This window comes from Pseudomonas sp. TSO6 (assembly GCF_056098905.1).
Genome location: NZ_JBLZWV010000007.1, coordinates 62,588 through 83,285 on the forward strand (window position 1 = coordinate 62,588; position 20,698 = coordinate 83,285).

The 20,698-nt window shown below is 62.2% G+C and carries 17 protein-coding genes and 1 pseudogene; 13 read left to right on the forward strand and 5 right to left on the reverse strand.

The features are described 5' to 3' along the window. Position 1: 1 nt before the first annotated feature. On the forward strand, positions 2–772 hold the full coding sequence (gene etfB / locus ACN6NG_RS01465; protein WP_063423968.1) for an electron transfer flavoprotein subunit beta: 771 nt from the start codon (positions 2–4) through the stop codon (positions 770–772). Positions 773–883: 111 nt separating this feature from the next. On the opposite strand, the gene ACN6NG_RS01470 is transcribed toward etfB, so the two are convergent. After that, positions 884–1,093 (reverse strand): S1 domain-containing protein, encoded by a 210-nt coding sequence (locus tag ACN6NG_RS01470; protein WP_474312820.1) that lies wholly within the window; start codon positions 1,091–1,093, stop codon positions 884–886. 611 nt (positions 1,094–1,704) lie between these two features. On the opposite strand from ACN6NG_RS01470, the gene ACN6NG_RS01475 reads away from it, so the two are divergent. Then, entirely contained in the window at positions 1,705–2,451 is a 747-nt protein-coding gene (locus ACN6NG_RS01475; protein ID WP_474312821.1) for an RHS repeat-associated core domain-containing protein, read from the forward strand. A 48-nt stretch (positions 2,452–2,499) separates the two neighbouring features. Here the strand turns inward: ACN6NG_RS01475 and gbcA are convergent, their stop codons facing one another. Then, the gene (gbcA, locus tag ACN6NG_RS01480; RefSeq protein WP_063423966.1) at positions 2,500–3,792 is read right to left on the reverse strand and encodes a glycine-betaine demethylase subunit GbcA; all 1,293 of its coding nucleotides are present in this window, start codon (positions 3,790–3,792) and stop codon (positions 2,500–2,502) included. A gap of 308 nt (positions 3,793–4,100) precedes the next feature. On the opposite strand from gbcA, the gene gbcB reads away from it, so the two are divergent. Beyond that, the gene (gene gbcB, locus ACN6NG_RS01485) at positions 4,101–5,201 is read left to right on the forward strand and encodes a glycine-betaine demethylase subunit GbcB (protein WP_049274014.1); all 1,101 of its coding nucleotides are present in this window, start codon (positions 4,101–4,103) and stop codon (positions 5,199–5,201) included. A gap of 132 nt (positions 5,202–5,333) precedes the next feature. Here the strand turns inward: gbcB and ACN6NG_RS01490 are convergent, their stop codons facing one another. Beyond that, the gene (locus tag ACN6NG_RS01490) at positions 5,334–6,206 is read right to left on the reverse strand and encodes a methyl-accepting chemotaxis protein (protein WP_408002852.1); all 873 of its coding nucleotides are present in this window, start codon (positions 6,204–6,206) and stop codon (positions 5,334–5,336) included. After that, positions 6,189–6,959 (reverse strand): annotated as a pseudogene (locus ACN6NG_RS01495) (MCP four helix bundle domain-containing protein); the annotation flags it as partial. The pseudogene ACN6NG_RS01495 and the gene ACN6NG_RS01490, both read right to left, overlap by 18 nt. 276 nt (positions 6,960–7,235) lie before the next feature. Here ACN6NG_RS01495 and ACN6NG_RS01500 point away from each other — a divergent pair. From ACN6NG_RS01500 to mcpH, 3 genes are all read left to right on the forward strand, one after another. Beyond that, on the forward strand, positions 7,236–7,466 hold the full coding sequence (locus ACN6NG_RS01500) for a hypothetical protein (protein ID WP_016497626.1): 231 nt from the start codon (positions 7,236–7,238) through the stop codon (positions 7,464–7,466). After that, positions 7,463–7,765 carry a cell division protein ZapA gene (locus ACN6NG_RS01505; protein WP_016484532.1) on the forward strand — a complete coding sequence of 101 codons (303 nt, stop codon included), beginning with the start codon at positions 7,463–7,465 and terminating at the stop codon, positions 7,763–7,765. Before ACN6NG_RS01500 ends, ACN6NG_RS01505 begins: the two co-directional genes overlap by 4 nt. Before the next feature lie 188 nt (positions 7,766–7,953). Continuing rightward, a complete protein-coding gene (gene mcpH / locus ACN6NG_RS01510) occupies positions 7,954–9,891 on the forward strand; it encodes a methyl-accepting chemotaxis protein McpH (RefSeq protein ID WP_474312823.1) in 1,938 nt (645 codons plus the stop codon). A 105-nt stretch (positions 9,892–9,996) separates the two neighbouring features. Here the strand turns inward: mcpH and ACN6NG_RS01515 are convergent, their stop codons facing one another. Beyond that, positions 9,997–11,037 (reverse strand): threonine aldolase family protein, encoded by a 1,041-nt coding sequence (locus ACN6NG_RS01515; protein WP_016497628.1) that lies wholly within the window; start codon positions 11,035–11,037, stop codon positions 9,997–9,999. 339 nt (positions 11,038–11,376) lie between these two features. Here ACN6NG_RS01515 and ACN6NG_RS01520 point away from each other — a divergent pair, with 339 nt between their 5' ends. The 7 genes from ACN6NG_RS01520 to fdhA all read left to right on the forward strand — a co-directional run bounded on the left by ACN6NG_RS01520 (position 11,377) and on the right by fdhA (position 20,605). Then, positions 11,377–12,630 carry a serine hydroxymethyltransferase gene (locus ACN6NG_RS01520; protein WP_197899244.1) on the forward strand — a complete coding sequence of 418 codons (1,254 nt, stop codon included), beginning with the start codon at positions 11,377–11,379 and terminating at the stop codon, positions 12,628–12,630. A 15-nt stretch (positions 12,631–12,645) separates the two neighbouring features. Beyond that, positions 12,646–13,896, forward strand: coding sequence for a sarcosine oxidase subunit beta family protein (locus ACN6NG_RS01525; RefSeq protein ID WP_016484536.1), 1,251 nt, complete (start codon positions 12,646–12,648; stop codon positions 13,894–13,896). Between the two features lie 14 nt (positions 13,897–13,910). Continuing rightward, the gene (locus ACN6NG_RS01530) at positions 13,911–14,246 is read left to right on the forward strand and encodes a sarcosine oxidase subunit delta (RefSeq protein ID WP_016484537.1); all 336 of its coding nucleotides are present in this window, start codon (positions 13,911–13,913) and stop codon (positions 14,244–14,246) included. Next, positions 14,243–17,257, forward strand: a complete 3,015-nt coding sequence (locus ACN6NG_RS01535) for a sarcosine oxidase subunit alpha (RefSeq protein ID WP_474312825.1) — start codon at positions 14,243–14,245, stop codon at positions 17,255–17,257. The genes ACN6NG_RS01530 and ACN6NG_RS01535 overlap by 4 nt, the downstream gene beginning before the upstream one ends. Before the next feature lie 178 nt (positions 17,258–17,435). Further along, positions 17,436–18,068, forward strand: a complete 633-nt coding sequence (locus ACN6NG_RS01540; protein WP_012270121.1) for a sarcosine oxidase subunit gamma — start codon at positions 17,436–17,438, stop codon at positions 18,066–18,068. 12 nt (positions 18,069–18,080) lie between these two features. Then, a complete protein-coding gene (gene purU, locus ACN6NG_RS01545; RefSeq protein ID WP_474312827.1) occupies positions 18,081–18,938 on the forward strand; it encodes a formyltetrahydrofolate deformylase in 858 nt (285 codons plus the stop codon). Positions 18,939–19,405: 467 nt separating this feature from the next. Then, positions 19,406–20,605, forward strand: coding sequence for a formaldehyde dehydrogenase, glutathione-independent (gene fdhA / locus ACN6NG_RS01550; RefSeq protein WP_016497631.1), 1,200 nt, complete (start codon positions 19,406–19,408; stop codon positions 20,603–20,605). The last annotated feature ends 93 nt before the right edge of the window (positions 20,606–20,698 follow it).

Sequence of the window (20,698 nt, forward strand, 5' to 3'; positions counted from 1 at the left end):
CATGAGTACGAAAGTGATCAGCCTGGTTTCCATCGGTGCCCACCCAAGCTCCGGGCGCGCCCGCCGCGCCGAGCAGGATGCCCGCGCCGTGGAACTGGGGTTGCAGCTGGCTGGGGATAACTTGCAGGTGGTACATGCCGGCAACCCACAGGAAGAAGCATTGCGCGCCTACCTGGGCATGGGCCTGGACCATCTTGACGTGCTGGAGCAGCCGGCCGGTGCCGATGTGCTGGGCGTGCTGGGGGATTACCTGCGCGACGCCGGAGCACAGCTGGTGCTGACCGGTAGCCAGGCCGAGACGGGTGAAGGGTCGGGCATGTTGCCATTTCTGCTGGCCGAAAAACTCGGTTGGCCGTTGATCGTGGGGTTGGCCGAGGTGGAGTCGATCGAGAACGGCACCGCCCAGGTATTGCAGGCGCTGCCGCGTGGTCAGCGGCGCCGGTTGAAAGTGCGCCTGCCATTGCTGGCGACTGTGGATAACGCTGCGCCTAAACCGCGCCAGAGCGCATTCGGGCCGGCGCGGCGGGGAGTGCTGGCGGCGCGTCATGTGGCCATTGTGGAAGATGAACTGCTGGGTGACGCAGAGCTGCAGCCGGCCCGTCCTCGGCCCAAGCGGCTGAAGGTGATCAAGGCCAAGAGCGGTGCCGACCGCATGAAGGCGGCGACGGCCAAGGCCAGCGGTGGTGGCGGCAAGGTGCTGAAGGATGTTTCGCCACAGGAAGGTGCTGAGGCAATTCTCAAGCTGCTGGTGGAAGAGGGCGTGCTGCGCTAAGGCCTTTACTGGCCTCATCGCCGGCAAGCCAGCTCCCACAGGATCACCACTGCCTACGGGTTCAGTGCAATACCTGTGGGAGCTGGCTTGCCGGCGATTGGCCCTGACAGGCTAATGATGTTCCCTGGCCACATTGAACGCCCAGTTGCCCAATGCCTCGGTCACAGGATTGAATGACACCCGCATCCCCCTCGACAACCCCACATTCACCGCTGCGCAGCGTAGAACCAGGAATTCCCGGGCTTGACCTTCGACGCTGATCACCCCAATCCCCCGCCCTTCGTCGAACCACTTCACAGTGCCCTCCTGGCGGCTGTGCATAAGTCACTCCTGGATAATGCCAAAGTAGTAGCTATTACCCCATCACATCGCCGAATTTCACGAAACTGGCAGAAATATCAGGTGGGCCTGTGTTTTGCCCACGGAATCTGTTCGCCAAGGTGTGGATAAAGTGTTGGCGCATGGCTGTGGGCCTTGTATAGCGGGGCTTACAGAGTTTTGATCAGAAAGTGATCAGCACTGCCTCGGCTCATCAGCTACAGACTGGCGGGGCGTCCCCTGGTTTTGCCCACAATCGCTGTTAGCGGGTCTGTGGATAATCTGTTCGGCACTAGCTGAAAGCCGCACAGGTCATGGCTTGTGAAGAATTGATCAGAAAATGATCAAATGGGGGTGAATGTCTCCTGATCCATGATTATCAAGGCCTTGAATCGTTTATCCACAACCCAGGCTCTACAGGTTCGAGTTCTGCTCACAAACTCTGTTAGTGTCTCTGTGGACAAGGTGTATGAATATCGCTGAAGCCCAGAAAGCGTGCGGCCTTGACGGAATTGGTCGAATAGTGAGCAGTCGTAGGCCTGTTATTTTTGCCAGTACGCAAACGGACGGTCACCTATTACCCTGTCCACAACTTGCAAGAACTGTGAGTAACCATGACGACATTCCTGCTTAACATTGACCGGCAGCAATCTGTATTGGGTAGGGGGCGTTACGAGCCGCGTGCTTACGCGCCTTACGGTGGTGTGGGCGCATGCCCGCCACCGGGGCTGGCTTTCTGCGGCCAACACCTGGATCTGCGGACAGGCAGTTATCCATTGGGCAATGGCCACCGCTTCTACAGCCCGCGCCTGAGGCGGTTCATCCGCCCTGACTCGCTAAGCCCGTTCGGCAAGGGGGGGCATAATGCTTATGCCTACTGCCAAGGCGACCCTGTCAACTTTGTTGACCCAAGTGGTCGTTTCCCCGGGATCATCGCGCCAATCAGGAACATCGCCTGGGGGGTGATCAACCTGGCCATCAGTGCCGTGAAGGCGTACCGCAACTACCGTATAGGGCTTGACTTCGCCTTGACGAGTGGTTACCCGGCAAGCCGCACGGGGATTGTCACGTACGGCACGCTAGAACACCCCATCGCACCTTGGACCTTGGAGGAAAAGGCACTATCGGTCGCTGGGGTCATCACCGCCTCAGTAAGTATTGGCACGGCTAGCGCACGGCTGTTCACACCGGAGGGCGAAGCGTTGGCCTGGGTTGATTTTGGGGTGGCCTCTGTTGCGACGGCCCTGTCAGCTTATGAGCTTTATGGGTTGGCAACGTCGTCTGCCGAAGTGCGCTATCCCATACACACGACCTCTTATCAAATGCGTAACGGAGCACAGCAGCAGGCGACAGAGGCGTAAAGGCGCCATGCTTCGGACTGCTGCCGAAGCATGGCGGGTGTGCAGGTATTACTGCGCCTGCACTTCCTTCAAATAAGGCGCCGGCTCCGCCCCCAGGTTGTTCAGCAACCGCCCGCTATACCAGTCAATGAAGTTGACCACACCAAACTCGTAAGTCTTCGAGTAAGGCCCAGGCTGATACGCCGTGGAGTTGATGCCACGCTGGTTTTCTTCCGCCAGGCGGCGGTCCTGGTCGTTGGTGGCGTCCCACACCTTGCGCATGCGCTCTGGGTCATAGTCCACGCCTTCGACGGCATCCTTGTGCACCAGCCACTTGGTGGTGACCATGGTTTCCTGGGCGCTGATCGGCCACACGGTGAACACGATCATGTGGTCGCCCATGCAGTGGTTCCACGAGTGCGGCAGGTGCAGGATGCGCATCGAGCCCAGGTCCGGGTTCTTGATGCGGCCCATCAGCTTCTGGCAGGCCTGCTTGCCGTCCATGGTCATCGATACCGTGCCTTTGAGCAGCGGCATGCGCACGATACGGTTACGCAGGCCGTGGCTCTTGTGCAGGTACGGGATCTTTTCGGCTTCCCAGGCGGCGGCCGAAGCGGCCACGTGGTCCTTGAATTCCTGGCTGGCGCGCGGGTCGTTGGTGTCGTCCCACTCCAGCAGGGTTTGCAGCAGCTCCGGGTGCGAACCGCTGCAGTGGTAGCACTCGCGGTTGTTCTCCAGCACCAGCTTCCAGTTGGCCTTTTCCATCAAGGTGGTGTGCACCGCCACCTTGGTGTTCTCCATGTCGTACGGTTCCATGTAGTGTTCCAGGGTAGCCAGGAACTCGTCGATGGCAGGCGGGTTTTCTGCCAGGCTGATGAAGATATAGCCACCGGCCACCTTCACATGCACCGGCTTCAGGCCGTACTCCTTCATGTCGAAGTCGGCGCCCATTTCGGTGCCGGCGAACAGCAGGCGGCCGTCCAGTTCGTAGGTCCACTGGTGGTAATGGCAGACCAGCTTGGCCACCTTGCCTTTGTCGCTGACGCACAAACGCGAACCACGGTGGCGGCAGACGTTATGGAAGGCGTGCACCTTGCCTTCGGCACCACGCACCACCAGGATCGGGTTTTTGCCGATCTGCAAAGTGATGTAGTTGCCTTTCGCCGGAATTTCGCAAGTCATGCCGGCGATCAACCATTCTTTCTGGAAGATCTCCTGCATGTCGATCTGGAACAGACGCTCGTCGGTGTAGAAAGGCTGGGGCAGCGAGTAGGTGCGCTCGCGGGTCTGCAGCATCTCGGCGGTGGCCTTGCGTGCAGGTTCCAGTGGATCGCCCAGGCTCAGGGTTGCGGTGACGTCCATCGTGTATTCCTCGGGGCCGTGTGCGGCCGGCAAAAGGTGGCTAATCGTTGTTGTTGCCGCAAGGCGGTTATCAGCGGCTTTTTGTTTAAACAGCAGGCTTGTTTATTTGCCGTGGAGTGTGCGTCCGAAGACGCCGCGAACCGTATCCATGGGCGACATGGCCGATTTGAATTACGACGCGCCAGCCCTTGTAGCGCGGGGCTGGTCGCGATAAGCACGCCGATGTCGCTGGCAGGAATGTACGTCGCTCTCAGCTTGCGCATTATCCAAGCCATAAAAAGCCCGATAGTCGGCTGCTGGAGATGAACATGTCCGATACCTTCCTCAATCCGGTCACCACCCAGACCTGGGCCAACGGCCGCCACATCGTGCGCTGCGTCAAGGTCATCCAGGAGACCTGGGACGTGCGCACTTTCTGCTTCATGGCCGATCAGCCGATCATGTTCTTCTTCAAGCCCGGGCAGTTCGTCACCCTGGAGCTGGAGATCGAAGGCAAGCCGGTGATGCGGTCCTACACCATCTCCAGTTCGCCGTCGGTGCCGTACAGCTTCTCGATCACCGTCAAGCGCGTGCCGGGCGGCCTGGTGTCCAACTTCCTGCACGACACCATGCACGAAGGCGCCGAGCTGCCGGTGCACGGCCCGGTGGGGCTGTTCAACGCCATCGACTTCCCGGCGGGCAAGGCGCTGTATCTGTCGGGCGGTGTGGGCATTACCCCGGTGATGTCGATGGCGCGCTGGTTCTACGACACCAACGCCAATGTCGACATGGTGTTCGTGCACAGCGCCCGTTCACCGAAAGACATCATCTACCACCGCGAGCTGGAACAGATGGCGTCGCGCATCCCCAACTTCAGCCTGCACATCATTTGCGAAAAGCATGGCCTGGGCGAACCATGGGCGGGGTACCGCGGTTACCTGAACCAGCGGCTGATGGAGCTGATTGCTCCTGACTACATGGAGCGCGTGGTGTTCTGCTGCGGCCCGACGCCTTACATGACGGCAGTCAAGCGCATGCTCGAAGCGGTCGGCTTCGACATGAAGAACTACCACGAGGAGTCGTTCGGCGCGACGCCACCAGAGGCCAAGGCCGATGCAGTGGAGCACGCCGAGCAGGCGGCCGATGCACCGGAGCTGGATATTTCCGACCTCAACCTGGTGGAGTTCATCGGCAGCGACAAGAGCATCCGCGTTGCCCCGGGCGAGACCGTGCATGCGGCAGCAGCCAAGGTTGGCCTGATGATCCCGAAAGCTTGCGGCATGGGCATCTGCGGCACCTGCAAGGTGCTCAAACTGGGCGGCGAAGTAGAGATGGAGCACAACGGCGGCATTACCGAAGAGGATGAAGCCGAGGGCTACATCCTGTCGTGCTGCAGCGTGCCGAAAGGGGATGTGCGGATCGATTACTGATCCACTGATCCGAGATTGCAGGGGGCTGCTTCGCAGCCCATCGCCGGCAAGCCAGCTCCCACAGGTACTGCGCACGCGGTCGATGTGGGAGCTGGCTTGCCGGCGATGGGCCGCAAAGCGGCCCCAACTTTTTCAGGTGCGGAAACGGGCTACCAGACCATTCAGGTCCACAGCCAGGCGCGACAGCTCTGCACTCGCCGCACTGGTCTGATGGGCACCGGTAGCGCTCTGCACCGACAGGTCATTGATGTTCACCAGGTTGCGGTCCACTTCCCGCGCCACCTGCGCCTGCTCTTCCGCCGCGCTGGCGATTACCAGGTTACGTTCGTTGATTTGCGCGACCGCACCGGCAATGGTGTCCAGCGCCATGCCGGCGCCTTTGGCGATGTTCAGCGTCGACTCGGCGCGCTCGGTGCTGGTGCGCATCGATTCCACAGCCTCTTCCGTACCGCCTTGAATGCTGCCGATCATCCGCTCGATTTCGCTGGTCGACTGCTGGGTGCGGTGCGCCAGTGCGCGCACCTCATCCGCCACCACGGCAAAACCACGGCCCGCTTCGCCGGCACGCGCCGCCTCGATGGCAGCGTTGAGCGCCAGCAGGTTGGTCTGGTCGGCCAGGCCACGGATCACGTCGAGTACCTTGCCAATGTCGCGCGACTGTTCGGCCAGGTGAGTGATCAGTTTGGCAGTGGCCTGCACATCACCGCTCATGCGCTCGATGGCGCCCACGGTCTCCATCACCAGGTCGCGACCGTCACCGGTGGAGCGGCTGGCTTCACTGGACGCTTCCGAGGTGCTCACGGCGTTGCGCGCCACTTCTTCCACAGCGCTGGTCATTTCGGTGACGGCGGTGGCGGCCTGTTCAATCTCGTTGTTCTGCTGTTGCAGGCCACGGGCACTTTCGTCGGTAACGGCATTCAGCTCTTCGGCGGCTGAGGCCAGCTGGGTGGCAGAGCCTGCGATCTGTTGCAGGGTGTCGCGCAGTTTGTCCTGCATGCGGGCCATGGCGCGCAGCAAACGCGCGGCTTCATCGGTACCCTCGGCGCGGATGACATGGGTCAGGTCACCGTCGGCGACTTGCTCTGCGCACTTGAGCGCCTCATCGATCGGCTTGACGATGCTGCGGGTCAGCAGGAAGGCGCAGGCGAAGGTCAGCACGGTGGCGGCAACCAGCAGGCCGATAACCAAGGCAAAGGCCGCAGCGTATTGGCTGGCGGCTTTCTCATTAGTGGCGCGGGTCTGGTCGGTGTTGATGCGCACCAGCGTGTCCATGACCTTGTTGATCTGTTCGGAGTTGGCCAACAGGTCGCGGTTGAGCAGGTCGCGCAGTTCGTCGACGCGGTCGGCCTGGCTCAGGCTGCGCATGCGCGATTCCAGTTGGCGGTACTGTTCAAGCAACTGGCCGTACTGGTCGAACGCGGCCTGTTCGTCGGCGGCGCCGATCATTGGCAGGTAGGCCTGGCGTGCGCGGTCGATCTGGCTGTTGCGCTGGGCCAGCAGGTTGAGGGTATCGCTTTGTATTGCAGGCTCGCGGTTGGTCAGCAGGCGGTAGGAGAGGGTGCGCATGCGCAGGTTGAGCGCGGTGATTTCATCGAGGATCTTGATGCTGGGCACGCTGACTTGCTCGATGGCCACGCCCGCCTGGCGGATGTTGCCCATCTGCACCAGCGAGAAGATACCAAGGCCGAGCATCAGCAGGCCTATAAGCGCGAAGCCGAGCAGCGCGCGCGGGGCGATATTCATGTTACGTAGAGACATGGAGAGGGGGATCCAGGCAAGGGGCAAAGAGTGCGCAAAGTGCGACAAAACATGACTTGCCGGGCTATCGGTCGTGACTGGCCAGTCTTGAGTGCAACCCGCAAAAATTGTGAGGTAGCTAACCTTTTCCTGACCGGCGGTTGACCCAGGTCGGAACAAGGGGGTGATTACCCTGTCAATCTGCGGGCCAGACACCTTGTGAATCCGATTTTTAATGGCGATGGGCCGCGCTTTTCTTTATCGTGTGCGCCCCTCGCAACAACCTGAGATAGACCCATGCTGGAAGCTTCCCTGAATCAAATCGAGCAACTGGTCAGCGACCTGATGCAGAAAAACGCTCAACTCACCGAGCAGAACACCACCCTGGGCACGCAACTGGCCCAGGCCAAGGAAGAGAACGAAACCCTGCAGCTGTCGCTGATGGAGCAGGAAGAGAAGAACGGCAGCACCGCCGCCCGCCTGCAGGCCCTGGTTGATCGCGCCAGCGCTGGCGTTGTTGGCGCATGAGATTGCAAGAGCAGCCGGTCAATGTCGTGTCGATTCTCGGCATCGACTATTCGATCAAGGCGCCCGAAGGCCAAGAAGAAACCCTGGCCCAGGCGGTGCGGATGCTCAACACCGCCCTGAACGAAACCAAGCGTCAGTACCCGACCCTGATCGGTGACAAATTGCTGGTGCTGGCTGCCCTTAACCTGTGCTCCAAACAGGTTGAACTGCAGAAAGAACACCAGCAGACCCTTGCGCGTACCCAGGCGCAGATCGACGCCACGGTGGACGCCATCGTGCGGACCATTGCAGAGTCCTGATCGATAGCTGAAAGGCCCAAGGCCGCTCCTCCAAGGGTTATGCGTTCCCCTGTAGGAGCAGCCTTGTGCTGCGAATGGGCTGCGCAGCAGCCCCAGAGTCCCAACACATTGTTCCAGGTCACTGGATTAACTGGATACGCAAGTGTATACACTTCTCGCAAAACAATAATGTGCGGGGGAGTAGGGGCATGCGTATCTGGCGTAAAAGCATCCAGTGGCAGTTGATCACCAGCATGGGCGCCGCCCTGCTGGCCAGCATCCTGGTGGTGGTCATCATCTTCACCGTGGCGCTCAACCGCCTCACCGACCGCTACCTGGTCGACACTGCCCTGCCCGCCAGTGTCGAGGCGATCCGCAACGACATCGAACGCATGCTCGGCCAGCCACTGGTGGCTGCGGCGGACATTGCCGGCAACACCCTGCTGCGCGACTGGCTGGCGGCCGGCGAAGACCCCGCCCAGGCTGCGGCATTCATCGAATACCTGGGCGCCGCCAAACAGCGTAACCGGGCCTTCACCACCTTGTTTGCCTCGACCGAAACCGGCCACTACTACAACGAGAATGGCCTGGACCGCACCCTCAGCCGCAGCAACCCCAAGGACAAATGGTTCTACGGCTACATCGACAGCGGCGCCGAACGGTTTATCAATATCGACATTGACGGTGCCACTGGCGAGCTGGCGCTGTTTATCGACTATCGCGTGGAAAAGGCCGGCAAGCTGGTGGGCGTGGCCGGCATGGGCCTGCGCATGACCGAGCTGTCGAAGCTGATTCACGACTTCAGCTTTGGCGAGCATGGCAAGGTCTTCCTGGTACGTAACGACGGCCTGATCCAGGTGCACCCGGACGCAGCCTTCAGTGGCAAGCGCCAGCTCACCGAGCAGCTCGGCACGGACGCTGCCAAGGCCGTGATGACGGGCGGCGAGGGCCTGCGCAGCAGCCGTTTCAGCCGTGACGGCGAAGGTTACCTGGCACTCGGCCTGCCCCTGCGCGACCTCAACTGGACCCTGGTGGCCGAGGTGCCGGAGTCGGAAATCTACGCACAAATGCATCAGGCGGTATGGCTGACCAGCCTGATCGGTGGCGCCGTGGCGCTTGTGTCGCTGCTGCTGGTGGTGCTGCTGGCGCGGGGCCTGGTGCGCCCTGTGCGCCGCGTCACCGCTGCGCTGGTACAGATTGGCAGTGGCGCAGGCGACCTCAGCCACCGCCTGGATGATTCGCGCGAGGACGAACTGGGTGACCTGGCTCGGGGTTTCAACCGCTTTCTCGACAGCCAGCGCAGCCTGATTGGCGAGGTGTTGCAGACTTCTGAACGGCTGCATCGGGCGGTTGAGCAGGTGACCCAAGTGGTGGATAACACGGCCGAGCGCTCAGGGCGGCAGCAGGAAATGACCGAAATGGTTGCCACTGCCGTACACGAAATGGGCCTGACTGTGCAGGACATTGCCCGCAATGCCGGTGATGCGGCGCAGGCCTCGCAGTCGGCACGGGATGAGGCCTTGCAGGCGCGCGAGGTGGTACGGCGTTCGATTCAGGGCATCGAGGGCATGTCGGGCGACATTGGCAAGGCAGCCGATGCAGTCAGCCAGTTGGCCGACGAAGTCGCCTCTATCGATGAGGTTCTGGCGGTTATTCGCAGCATTTCCGAACAAACCAATTTGCTGGCACTGAACGCCGCCATCGAGGCTGCGCGGGCAGGGGAAATGGGACGCGGGTTTGCTGTGGTGGCCGACGAAGTGCGCACGCTGGCGCGGCGCACGCAGCTGTCCACCGACGAAGTGCAACAGATGATCCAGCGCCTGAAGCAGGGCGCGGGTTCGGCGGTGAGCTCGATGCAGGCGGGGCAGCAGGCGACCGGCAGTGGGGTGGAATCGAGCCAGCGTACCGGGGCGTCGCTGGGGGCGATTACCGACCAGGTGGAACACATCAGCGACATGAACCATCAGGTGGCCACGGCGACCGAAGAGCAGTCGGCAGTGACTGAGGAAATCAACCGCACGGTGCAGGGCATTTCCGACCTGGCGCGGGAGACGGCGGCAGAGGTGCAGGGCTGCCGCGAGGAGTGCCAGGCGTTGCGTGGCTTGGCTGATGACCTGGCTCGGCAGATGGGCGGGTTCAGGCTTTAGATCGGTGTGGGATTCATCGCCGGCAAGCCAGCTCCTACAGGATCACCACAGGCCTGAGCCTTGTATGGTCCATGTGGGAGCTGGCTTGCCGGCGATTGGGGCCTGTCAGGCGGTGATGATGCTGCGGATATCCGCCGCCAGCTCGCGCACCCGCTCTTCCTCGGTATCCCAGGAACACATGAACCGGGCCCCGCCGCTGCCGATAAAGGTATAGAACCGCCAGCCCTTGGCGCGCAGCGCTTCAATCGCGTGCTCCGGCATTTGCAGGAACACCCCGTTGGCCTCCACCGGGAACATCAGTTCCACCCCCGGCAAGTCACTCACCAGCAACGCCAGCAGCTGCGCGCAATGGTTGGCGTGGTTGCCATGGCGCAACCAGGCGCCATCTTCCAGCAGGCCGACCCACGGCGCGGACAGGAAGCGCATTTTTGACGCCAGTTGCCCGGCCTGCTTGCAGCGGTAGTCGAAGTCCTCGGCCAGTTGGCGATTGAAGAACAGGATCGCCTCGCCCACCGCCATCCCGTTCTTGGTGCCGCCAAAGCACAGCACGTCGACGCCGGCCTTCCAGGTCAGCTCAGCCGGGCTGCAGCCCAGGAACGCGCAGGCATTGGTAAAGCGCGCGCCGTCCATGTGCAGGTTCAGGCCCAGCTCCTTGCAGGTGGCGCTGATGGCCTTGAGCTCATCGGGGCGATACACGGTGCCCACTTCGGTGGCCTGGGTGATGGTCACCACGCGTGGCTTGGGGTAGTGGATGTCCTGGCGCTTCAGTGCCACTTCGCGGATCGACTGCGGGGTCAGCTTGCCGTTGACGCTGGCCGCCGTCAGCAGCTTGGAGCCGTTGGAGAAAAACTCCGGCGCGCCGCATTCGTCGGTTTCGACGTGGGCAGTCTCGGAACAGATCACGCTGTGGTAGCTCTGGCACAGCGAGGCCAGGGCCAGGGAGTTGGCTGCGGTACCGTTGAAGGCGAAAAACACCTCGCAGTCGGTTTCGAACAGGTTGCGGAAGTATTCCGAGGCGCGCTCGGTCCACTGATCGTCGCCATAGGCGCGGTCGTGGCCGTGGTTGGCCTTCTCCATCGCCGCCCAGGCTTCGGGGCAGATACCGGAATAGTTGTCGCTGGCGAATTGTTGGCTCTTATCTGTCATGACACGGTCCTGTGAACGACGCAGAACAGCACTCTAAACCATCGATTCAGCACTTGCCTATACAACCCGTGCATCGGCTGATTTTCAGCTTTGCCTTCACAGGCCCTATCGCCGGCAAGCCAGCTCCCACAGGCACTGCACAGGGCTTGAGGACCCTGCAATTTCTGTGGGAGCTGGCTTGCCGGCGATAGGGCCAGAGAACCCAGTGCAAAACGAATGTCGTAAACGCGCCATTGCAAGGCGTGCGCAGGCATCTGACCCGCCCCCGCCAGTCATACCATCGCCACAAAGGGCCACAGTGCCCCACGACAAAAAACGATCGCTGCCGGGAGATACACGATGTTCAGCAAGCAAGACCAGATCCAGGGTTACGACGACGCACTGCTGGCGGCGATGAATGCCGAAGAACAGCGCCAGGAAGATCACATCGAGCTGATCGCCTCGGAGAACTACACCAGCCAGCGCGTCATGCAGGCCCAAGGCAGCGGCCTCACCAACAAATACGCCGAAGGCTACCCGGGCAAGCGCTACTACGGTGGCTGCGAGCACGTGGACAAAGTAGAGGCCCTGGCCATCGAGCGCGCCAAGCAGCTGTTCGGTGCCGACTACGCCAACGTCCAGCCGCACTCCGGCTCGTCGGCCAACGGCGCCGTCTACCTGGCCCTGCTGCAAGCCGGTGACACCATCCTCGGCATGAGCCTGGCCCACGGCGGTCACCTGACCCACGGCGCAAAAGTTTCGTCCTCGGGCAAGCTGTACAACGCCGTGCAGTACGGCATCAACACCGACACCGGCCTGATCGACTACGACGAAGTCGAGCGCCTGGCGGTCGAGCACAAGCCGAAAATGATCGTTGCCGGTTTCTCGGCCTACTCCAAGACCCTCGACTTCCCACGCTTCCGCGCCATTGCCGACAAGGTCGGTGCGCTGCTGTTCGTCGACATGGCCCACGTAGCCGGCCTGGTTGCCGCTGGCCTGTACCCGAACCCGATCCCGTTCGCCGATGTGGTGACCACCACCACCCACAAGACCCTGCGCGGCCCACGTGGCGGCCTGATCCTGGCCAAGTCGAACGAAGAGATCGAGAAGAAGCTGAACGCCGCTGTATTCCCGGGCGCCCAGGGCGGCCCGCTGATGCACGTCATCGCCGCCAAGGCCGTGTGCTTCAAGGAAGCACTGGAGCCTGGCTTCAAGGCTTACCAGCAACAAGTGATCGATAACGCCCAGGCCATGGCCCAGGTGTTCATCGACCGCGGCTACGACGTGGTGTCCGGTGGTACCGACAACCACCTGTTCCTGGTCAGCCTGATCCGCCAGGGCCTCACCGGCAAAGAGGCCGACGCCGCCCTGGGCCGCGCGCACATCACCGTTAACAAGAACGCCGTGCCGAACGATCCGCAGTCGCCGTTCGTCACCTCTGGCCTGCGCATCGGCACCCCGGCCGTCACCACCCGCGGCTTCAAGGTTGCGCAGTGCGTGGCCCTGGCCGGCTGGATCTGCGACATCCTCGACAACCTCGGTGACGCAGACGTCGAAGCCGATGTGGCGAAGAACGTCGCGGCGCTGTGCGCAGACTTCCCTGTTTACCGCTGAGTGGAGTAAACGACCATGCAACGCTACTCGGGCTTCGGCCTCTTCAAACACTCCCTCAGCCACCACGAAAACTGGCAGCGCATGTGGCGCACGCCAACCCCTAAAAAGGTTTACGACGTGGTTATCGTCGGCGGTGGCGGCCATGGCCTGGCCACGGCCTACTACCTGGCCAAAGAGCACGGCATCACCAACGTTGCCGTGATCGAGAAAGGTTACCTGGGCGGCGGCAACACCGCCCGTAACACCACCATTGTGCGTTCCAACTACCTGTGGGACGAGTCGGCGCAGCTGTACGAGCACGCCATGAAGCTGTGGGAAGGCCTGTCCCAGGACATCAACTACAACGTCATGTTCTCCCAGCGCGGCGTGTACAACCTGTGCCACACCCTGCAGGACATTCGTGACTCCGAGCGCCGCGTCAGCGCCAACCGCCTCAATGGTGTCGATGGCGAGCTGCTGAACACCGCCCAGGTCGCGGCCGAAATCCCGTACCTGGACTGCTCGAAGAACACCCGTTACCCGATCCTTGGCGCAACCGTTCAGCGCCGTGGTGGTGTAGCCCGCCACGACGCCGTGGCCTGGGGCTATGCCCGCGCTGCCGACGCCCTGGGCGTGGACCTGATCCAGCAGACCGAAGTGATCGGCTTCCGCAAGGAAAATGGCGCGGTCATCGGCGTGGAAACCAACAAAGGCTTCATCGGCGCCAAACGCGTCGGCGTGGTCACTGCCGGTAACTCCGGGCACATGGCCAAGCTGGCCGGTTTCCGCCTGCCGCTGGAATCGCACCCGCTGCAAGCGCTGGTATCCGAGCCGATCAAGCCGATCATCGACAGCGTGATCATGTCCAACGCCGTGCACGGCTACATCAGCCAGTCCGACAAGGGCGACCTGGTAATCGGTGCCGGTATCGACGGCTGGGTCGGCTACGGCCAGCGCGGTTCGTACCCGGTGATCGAGCACACCCTGCAGGCCATCGTGGAGATGTTCCCCAACCTCTCGCGCGTGCGCATGAACCGCCAGTGGGGCGGCATCGTCGACACCTCGCCGGACGCCTGCCCGATCATCACCAAGACCCCGGTCAAGAACATGTTCTTCAACTGCGGTTGGGGCACTGGCGGCTTCAAGGCGACCCCGGGTTCGGGCAACGTCTTCGCCGCGAGCCTGGCCAAGGGCGAAATGCACCCACTGGCCGCGCCGTTCTCCATGGACCGTTTCTACAACGGCGCACTGATCGACGAACACGGCGCCGCCGCCGTCGCCCACTAACCGGAGACACCGTCATGTTGCATATTTTCTGTCCCCACTGCGGCGAGCTGCGCTCCGAAGAAGAGTTCCACGCCTCTGGCCAGGCGCACATCGCCCGCCCGCTGGACCCTGCCGCCTGCTCCGACGAGGAGTGGGGTACCTACATGTTCTACCGTGATAACCCACGCGGTATTCACCATGAACTGTGGGACCACGTTGCCGGTTGCCGCCAGTACTTCAACGTCACCCGCGACACTGTGACCTACGAAATTCTGGAAACCTACAAGATTGGCGAAAAGCCGCAAGTGACCGCCAACGGTAAAGCTGCAAACGCACCGTCGACCGTCAAAGGCCAAGGGGAAAAAGTATGAGCCAGACCTATCGCCTCGCCAGCGGCGGCCGCATCGACCGCAGCAAGGTCCTGAACTTCACTTTCAACGGCAAGACCTACCAGGGTTATGCCGGTGACAGCCTGGCCGCTGCGTTGCTGGCCAACGGCGTCGACATCGTTGGCCGCAGCTTCAAGTACTCGCGCCCACGCGGCATCATCGCTGCCGGTACCGAAGAGCCGAACGCCATCCTGCAGATCGGTTCCAGCGAAGCCACCCAGATTCCGAACGTGCGCGCCACCCAACAGGCGCTGTACGCAGGCCTTGTTGCCACCAGCACCAATGGCTGGCCTAACGTCAACAACGACGTGATGGGCATCCTCGGCAAGGTGGGCGGCAGCATGATGCCGCCGGGCTTCTACTACAAAACCTTCATGTACCCCAAATCGTTCTGGATGACGTACGAAAAGTACATCCGCAAAGCTGCAGGCCTTGGCCGTGCACCGCTGCAGAACGACCCGGACAGCTACGACTACATGAACCAGCACTGCGATGTGCTGATCGTCGGCGCCGGCCCTGCTGGCCTGGCCGCTGCACTGGCTGCTGCGCGCAGCGGCGCCCGTGTGATCCTGGCTGACGAGCAGGAAGAGTTTGGCGGCAGCCTGCTCGACAGCCGCGAAACCCTCGACGGCAAGCCTGCCGCCGACTGGGTCAACGCCGTGATCAAAGAGCTGGAAGGCCTGCCGGACGTAACCCTGCTGCCACGCGCCACGGTCAACGGCTACCACGACCACAACTTTTTGACCATTCACGAGCGCCTCACCGACCACCTCGGCGACCGCGCCCCGATCGGCCAGGTACGCCACCGTGTGCACCGTGTACGCGCCAAGCGCGTGGTACTGGCGCCCGGCGCCCACGAGCGCCCGCTGGTGTACGGCAACAACGACGTACCGGGCAACATGCTGGCCGGTGCCGTTTCCACCTACGTTCGCCGCTACGGCGTGGCACCGGGCCGCAAGCTGGTGCTGTCCACCAACAACGACCACGCCTACCGCGCCGCGCTGGACTGGCACGACGCTGGCCTGCAAGTGGTCGCAATCGCCGATGCCCGCCACAACCCACGTGGCTCGCTGGTTGAAGAAGCGCGTGCCAAAGGCATCCGCATCCTCACCTCCAGCGCCGTGGTCGAGGCCAAAGGCAGCAAGCACGTGACCGGCGCCCGCGTGGCGGCCATCGATGTGCAGGCGCACAAAGTCACCAGCCCAGGCGAAACCCTTGAGTGCGACCTGATCGCAACCTCCGGTGGCTACAGCCCGATCGTGCACCTGGCTTCGCACCTGGGCGGTCGCCCGGTATGGCGTGACGACATCCTCGGTTTCGTGCCGGGCGATGCGCCGCAGAAACGCGAGTGCGTGGGTGGTATCAACGGCGTCTACGCCCTTGGTGACGTGATTGCCGATGGCTTCGAAGGCGGCGTTCGCGCAGCCACCGAGGCGGGCTTCAAGGCCTCTGTCGGCACCCTGCCAAAAACCGTGGCGCGCAAGGAAGAGGCCACCGTGGCGCTGTTCCAGGTGCCGCACGACAAAGGCAGCAAGGGGCCGAAGCAGTTCGTCGACCAGCAGAACGACGTGACCGCCGCCGGTATCGAACTGGCCACCCGTGAAGGCTTCGAGTCGGTCGAGCACGTAAAACGCTACACCGCGCTGGGCTTCGGTACCGACCAGGGCAAACTGGGCAATATCAACGGCCTGGCCATCGCCGCCCGTTCGATCGGCATCACCATTCCGGAAATGGGCACCACCATGTTCCGCCCCAACTACACGCCGGTCACGTTCGGCGCCGTAGCGGGCCGTCACTGTGGCCACCTGTTCGAGCCCGTGCGCTTCACCGCCCTGCATGCCTGGCACGTGAAGAACGGCGCCGAGTTCGAAGACGTCGGCCAGTGGAAGCGCCCTTGGTACTTCCCCAAAGCCGGTGAAGACATCCATGCCGCCGTGGCCCGGGAGTGCAAGGCCGTGCGCGACAGCGTGGGCTTGCTGGACGCCTCGACCCTGGGCAAGATCGACATCCAGGGCCCGGATGCCCGTGAGTTCCTCAACCGCATCTATACCAATGCCTGGACCAAGCTGGACGTGGGCAAGGCCCGCTACGGCCTGATGTGCAAAGAGGACGGCATGGTCTTCGAAGACGGCGTAACCGCCTGCGTTGGTGACAACCACTTCATCATGACCACCACCACCGGCGGTGCCGCCCGCGTGCTGCAGTGGATGGAGCTGTACCACCAGACCGAATGGCCGGAGCTGAAGGTGTACTTCACCTCGGTCACCGACCACTGGGCCACCATGACCTTGTCCGGCCCCAACAGCCGCAAGCTGCTCAGCGAGCTGACCGACATCGACATGGACAAGGAAGCCTTCCCGTTCATGACCTGGAAGGAAGGCAACGTCGGCGGCGTGCCGGCCCGTGTGTTCCGTATCTCGTTCACCGGTGAGCTTTCGTACGAAGTCAACGTGCAGGCCAACTACGCCATGGGCGTGCTGGAACAGATCATCGAGGCGGGCAAGAAGTACAACCTGACCCCGTACGGCACCGAGACCATGCACGTACTGCGTGCCGAGAAGGGCTTCATCATCGTGGGCCAGGACACCGACGGTTCGATGAACCCGGACGACCTGAACATGAGCTGGTGTGTGGGCCGCAACAAGCCTTATTCCTGGATCGGCCTGCGTGGCATGAACCGCGAAGACTGCGTGCGCGAGAACCGCAAACAGCTGGTAGGCCTGAAGCCGGTCGACCCGACCAAGTGGCTGCCGGAAGGTGCCCAGCTGGTGTTCGACCCCAAACAGCCGATCCCGATGGACATGGTTGGCCACGTTACCTCCAGCTACGCGTCCAACTCCCTGGGCTATTCGTTCGCCATGGGTGTGGTCAAAGGCGGCCTCAAGCGCATGGGCGAGCGTGTCTACTCGCCGCAGGCAGATGGCAGCGTGATCGAGGCGGAAATCGTGTCTTCGGTGTTCTTCGATCCGAAGGGTGAGCGGCAGAACGTTTGACTCCGGGCCCTGTGGGGGCAGGCCAGGCCTATCGCCGGCAAGCCAGCTCCCACAGGATCGATGCAGCTTTGAAGGTGGGTGAAATCCCTGTGGGAGCTGGCTTGCCGGCGATAGGGCCGGTAGCCACCACACAGAAGCTGCGTCGCATCGACGAACAAGAATTCAAGGCAGGTAAGAAATGAGCGCTATCAACGTCTTCCAGCAAAACCCCGGCGCCGAGGCCAAGGCCCAGTCGCCACTGCACCACGCCGACCTGGCCAGCCTGGTTGGCAAAGGCCGCAAGAACGCAGGCGTGACCCTGCGTGAACGCAAATTCCTTGGCCACCTGACCCTGCGTGGCGATGGCCACAACCCGGAGTTCGCCGCCGGCGTGCACAAGGCCCTGGGCCTGGAGCTGCCAGTAGCCCTGACCGTGGTTGCCAACAACGACATGTCGCTGCAATGGGTCGGCCCCGACGAGTGGCTGCTGATCGTGCCCGGTGGCCAGGAACTGGCGGTCGAGCAAAAGCTGCGCGCGGCCCTTGATGGCCAGCACATCCAGGTGGTCAACGTCAGCGGCGGGCAAAGCCTGCTGGAGTTGCGCGGCCCGAACGTGCGCGAAGTGCTGATGAAATCCACCAGCTATGATGTTCACCCGAACAACTTCCCGGTGGGCAAGGCCGTGGGCACTGTGTTCGCCAAGTCGCAATTGGTGATCCGCCGTACCGCCGAAGACACCTGGGAACTGGTGATTCGCCGCAGCTTCGCCGACTACTGGTGGCTGTGGCTGCAGGACGCTTCGGCCGAATACGGCCTGAGCATCGAAGCTTAAGGAGAGCAGAACATGAGTCGGGCACCGGATACCTGGATTCTCACCGCCGACTGCCCGAGCATGCTCGGCACCGTCGACGTGGTGACGCGTTACCTCTTCGAGCAGCGCTGCTACGTGACGGAGCACCACTCCTTCGATGACCGGCAGTCGGGGCGCTTCTTCATTCGCGTCGAATTCCGTCAGCCGGACGATTTCGACGAGGCGGGCTTCCGGGCCGGCCTCTCCGAGCGCAGCGAAGCGTTCGGCATGGCCTTCGAGCTGACCGCGCCCAACCACCGCCCCAAGGTGGTGATCATGGTGTCCAAGGCTGACCATTGCCTGAATGACCTGCTGTATCGTCAGCGGATTGGGCAACTGGGCATGGACGTGGTCGCGGTGGTGTCCAACCACCCTGATCTCGAACCGCTGGCGCAGTGGCACAAGATTCCTTATTACCACTTCGCCCTTGACCCCAATGACAAGGCGGGGCAAGAGCGCAAGGTACTGCAGGTGATCGAGGAGACAGGTGCCGAGCTGGTTATCCTCGCCCGTTACATGCAGGTGTTGTCACCCGAGCTGTGCCGGCGCCTGGATGGCTGGGCGATCAACATTCACCACTCGTTGTTGCCAGGGTTCAAAGGCGCCAAGCCCTACCACCAGGCCTACAACAAGGGCGTGAAGATGGTGGGTGCCACGGCGCACTACATCAACAACGACCTCGACGAAGGGCCGATCATTGCCCAGGGCGTCGAGGTGGTGGACCACAGCCATTACCCGGAAGATTTGATTGCCAAAGGGCGTGATATCGAATGCCTGACCTTGGCGCGGGCGGTGGGGTATCACATTGAACGGCGAGTGTTCCTCAACGCCAACCGGACTGTAGTTCTGTAATAGCCTGTACTGGCCTCTTCGCGGCTAAAGCCGCTCCCACAGGTACAGCGTGAACTCAAAGCTAGCGCAGTAGCTGTGGGAGCGGGCAAGCCCGCGAAGCAGGCGACGCGGTGTATGGCACCGGCTACGCCGGTGATCGCCGGCAAGCCACCCACAAGTATTGCGCCAGCCTTGAGCTCTGCGCCGTACCTGTGGTTCCTCACAGGTGCTGATGCTTTTGAGGTCTGCACAAAACCCTGTGGGAGCGGCTTTAGCCGCGAAGAGGCCAGCACAGGCCGCCACCTTTGCTTGCCCCCATATCTTCCAACGACACCCCTGCCGCTAAAAGGCATCTCCCTGTCGTTCCCAGTCAGTGCATCCCGCCCCATCCGGCCCACAATTCCCCTCATTCCAGAAACACATGCCGCCCACGGATGGCGGCGCGTTCAACCACCGCTGCATAAATAAAAATCAAGCGAGGTAAGAGCATGTCTGGCAATCGTGGAGTGGTATATCTCGGCGCCGGCAAGGTCGAAGTGCAACACATCGACTACCCGAAAATGCAGGACCCGCGTGGCAAGAAGATCGAACACGGCGTCATCCTGAAGGTGGTCTCAACCAACATCTGCGGCTCCGACCAGCACATGGTCCGTGGCCGCACCACTGCCCAGGTCGGCCTGGTCCTGGGCCACGAAATCACCGGTGAAATCGTCGAGATCGGGCGGGATGTCGAACGCCTTAAAATCGGCGACCTGGTGTCGGTACCGTTCAACGTTGCCTGCGGCCGCTGCCGCTCCTGCAAAGAGATGCACACCGGTGTCTGCCTCACCGTCAACCCAGCCCGCGCCGGTGGTGCTTACGGCTACGTCGACATGGGCGACTGGACCGGCGGCCAGGCTGAATACGTGCTGGTGCCATACGCCGACTTCAACCTGCTGAAACTGCCGGACCGCGACAAGGCCATGGAGAAGATCCGTGACCTGACCTGCCTGTCCGATATCCTGCCAACCGGTTACCACGGTGCAGTGACTGCTGGCGTAGGCCCAGGCAGTACCGTATACGTTGCCGGCGCTGGCCCGGTCGGCCTGGCTGCGGCTGCCTCGGCCCGCCTGCTGGGCGCCGCCTGCGTCATCGTCGGTGACCTCAACCCGGCCCGCCTGGCCCACGCCAAGTCTCAAGGCTTTGAAGTGGTCGACCTGTCCAAGGACACCCCGCTGCACGAGCAGATCATCGACATTCTCGGTGAGCCGGAAGTGGACTGCGCCGTCGACGCCGTTGGCTTCGAAGCGCGTGGCCATGGCCACGAAGGCGCCAAGCATGAAGCACCGGCTACCGTGCTGAACTCGCTGATGCAGGTTACCCGCGTTGCTGGCAACATCGGTATCCCGGGCCTGTACGTGACCGAAGACCCGGGCGCGGTAGATGCCGCCGCCAAGATTGGCGCGCTCAGCATTCGCTTTGGCCTGGGCTGGGCGAAGTCGCACAGCTTCCACACCGGCCAGACCCCGACCATGAAGTACAACCGCCAGCTGATGCAGGCGATCATGTGGGACCGCATCAATATTGCTGAAGTGGTTGGGGTGCAGGTGATCAACCTGGATCAGGCGCCGGAAGGGTATGGCGAGTTTGATGCGGGTGTGCCGAAGAAGTTTGTGATTGATCCGCATAAGATGTGGGGTGCGGCGTAACAACCGACGCTTAACAAGAGCCCCTCAGCATGAGGGGCTCGTTCATGGACGGCATCATCCGTAGGTAATGAGAAGCCCAAAGCAACTACGGCT

Excerpts from the sequence above, each read along its gene's own strand:
- etfB (WP_063423968.1), top strand. The coding sequence starts at position 2 with ATGAGTACGAAAGTGATCAGCCTGGTTTCCATCGGTGCCCACCCAAGC.
- ACN6NG_RS01470 (WP_474312820.1), bottom strand. The coding sequence starts at position 1,093 with ATGCACAGCCGCCAGGAGGGCACTGTGAAGTGGTTCGACGAAGGGCGG.
- ACN6NG_RS01475 (WP_474312821.1), top strand. The coding sequence starts at position 1,705 with ATGACGACATTCCTGCTTAACATTGACCGGCAGCAATCTGTATTGGGT.
- gbcA (WP_063423966.1), bottom strand. The coding sequence starts at position 3,792 with ATGGACGTCACCGCAACCCTGAGCCTGGGCGATCCACTGGAACCTGCA.
- gbcB (WP_049274014.1), top strand. The coding sequence starts at position 4,101 with ATGTCCGATACCTTCCTCAATCCGGTCACCACCCAGACCTGGGCCAAC.
- ACN6NG_RS01490 (WP_408002852.1), bottom strand. The coding sequence starts at position 6,206 with ATGGCCCGCATGCAGGACAAACTGCGCGACACCCTGCAACAGATCGCA.
- ACN6NG_RS01500 (WP_016497626.1), top strand. The coding sequence starts at position 7,236 with ATGCTGGAAGCTTCCCTGAATCAAATCGAGCAACTGGTCAGCGACCTG.
- ACN6NG_RS01505 (WP_016484532.1), top strand. The coding sequence starts at position 7,463 with ATGAGATTGCAAGAGCAGCCGGTCAATGTCGTGTCGATTCTCGGCATC.
- mcpH (WP_474312823.1), top strand. The coding sequence starts at position 7,954 with ATGCGTATCTGGCGTAAAAGCATCCAGTGGCAGTTGATCACCAGCATG.
- ACN6NG_RS01515 (WP_016497628.1), bottom strand. The coding sequence starts at position 11,037 with ATGACAGATAAGAGCCAACAATTCGCCAGCGACAACTATTCCGGTATC.
- ACN6NG_RS01520 (WP_197899244.1), top strand. The coding sequence starts at position 11,377 with ATGTTCAGCAAGCAAGACCAGATCCAGGGTTACGACGACGCACTGCTG.
- ACN6NG_RS01525 (WP_016484536.1), top strand. The coding sequence starts at position 12,646 with ATGCAACGCTACTCGGGCTTCGGCCTCTTCAAACACTCCCTCAGCCAC.
- ACN6NG_RS01530 (WP_016484537.1), top strand. The coding sequence starts at position 13,911 with ATGTTGCATATTTTCTGTCCCCACTGCGGCGAGCTGCGCTCCGAAGAA.
- ACN6NG_RS01535 (WP_474312825.1), top strand. The coding sequence starts at position 14,243 with ATGAGCCAGACCTATCGCCTCGCCAGCGGCGGCCGCATCGACCGCAGC.
- ACN6NG_RS01540 (WP_012270121.1), top strand. The coding sequence starts at position 17,436 with ATGAGCGCTATCAACGTCTTCCAGCAAAACCCCGGCGCCGAGGCCAAG.
- purU (WP_474312827.1), top strand. The coding sequence starts at position 18,081 with ATGAGTCGGGCACCGGATACCTGGATTCTCACCGCCGACTGCCCGAGC.
- fdhA (WP_016497631.1), top strand. The coding sequence starts at position 19,406 with ATGTCTGGCAATCGTGGAGTGGTATATCTCGGCGCCGGCAAGGTCGAA.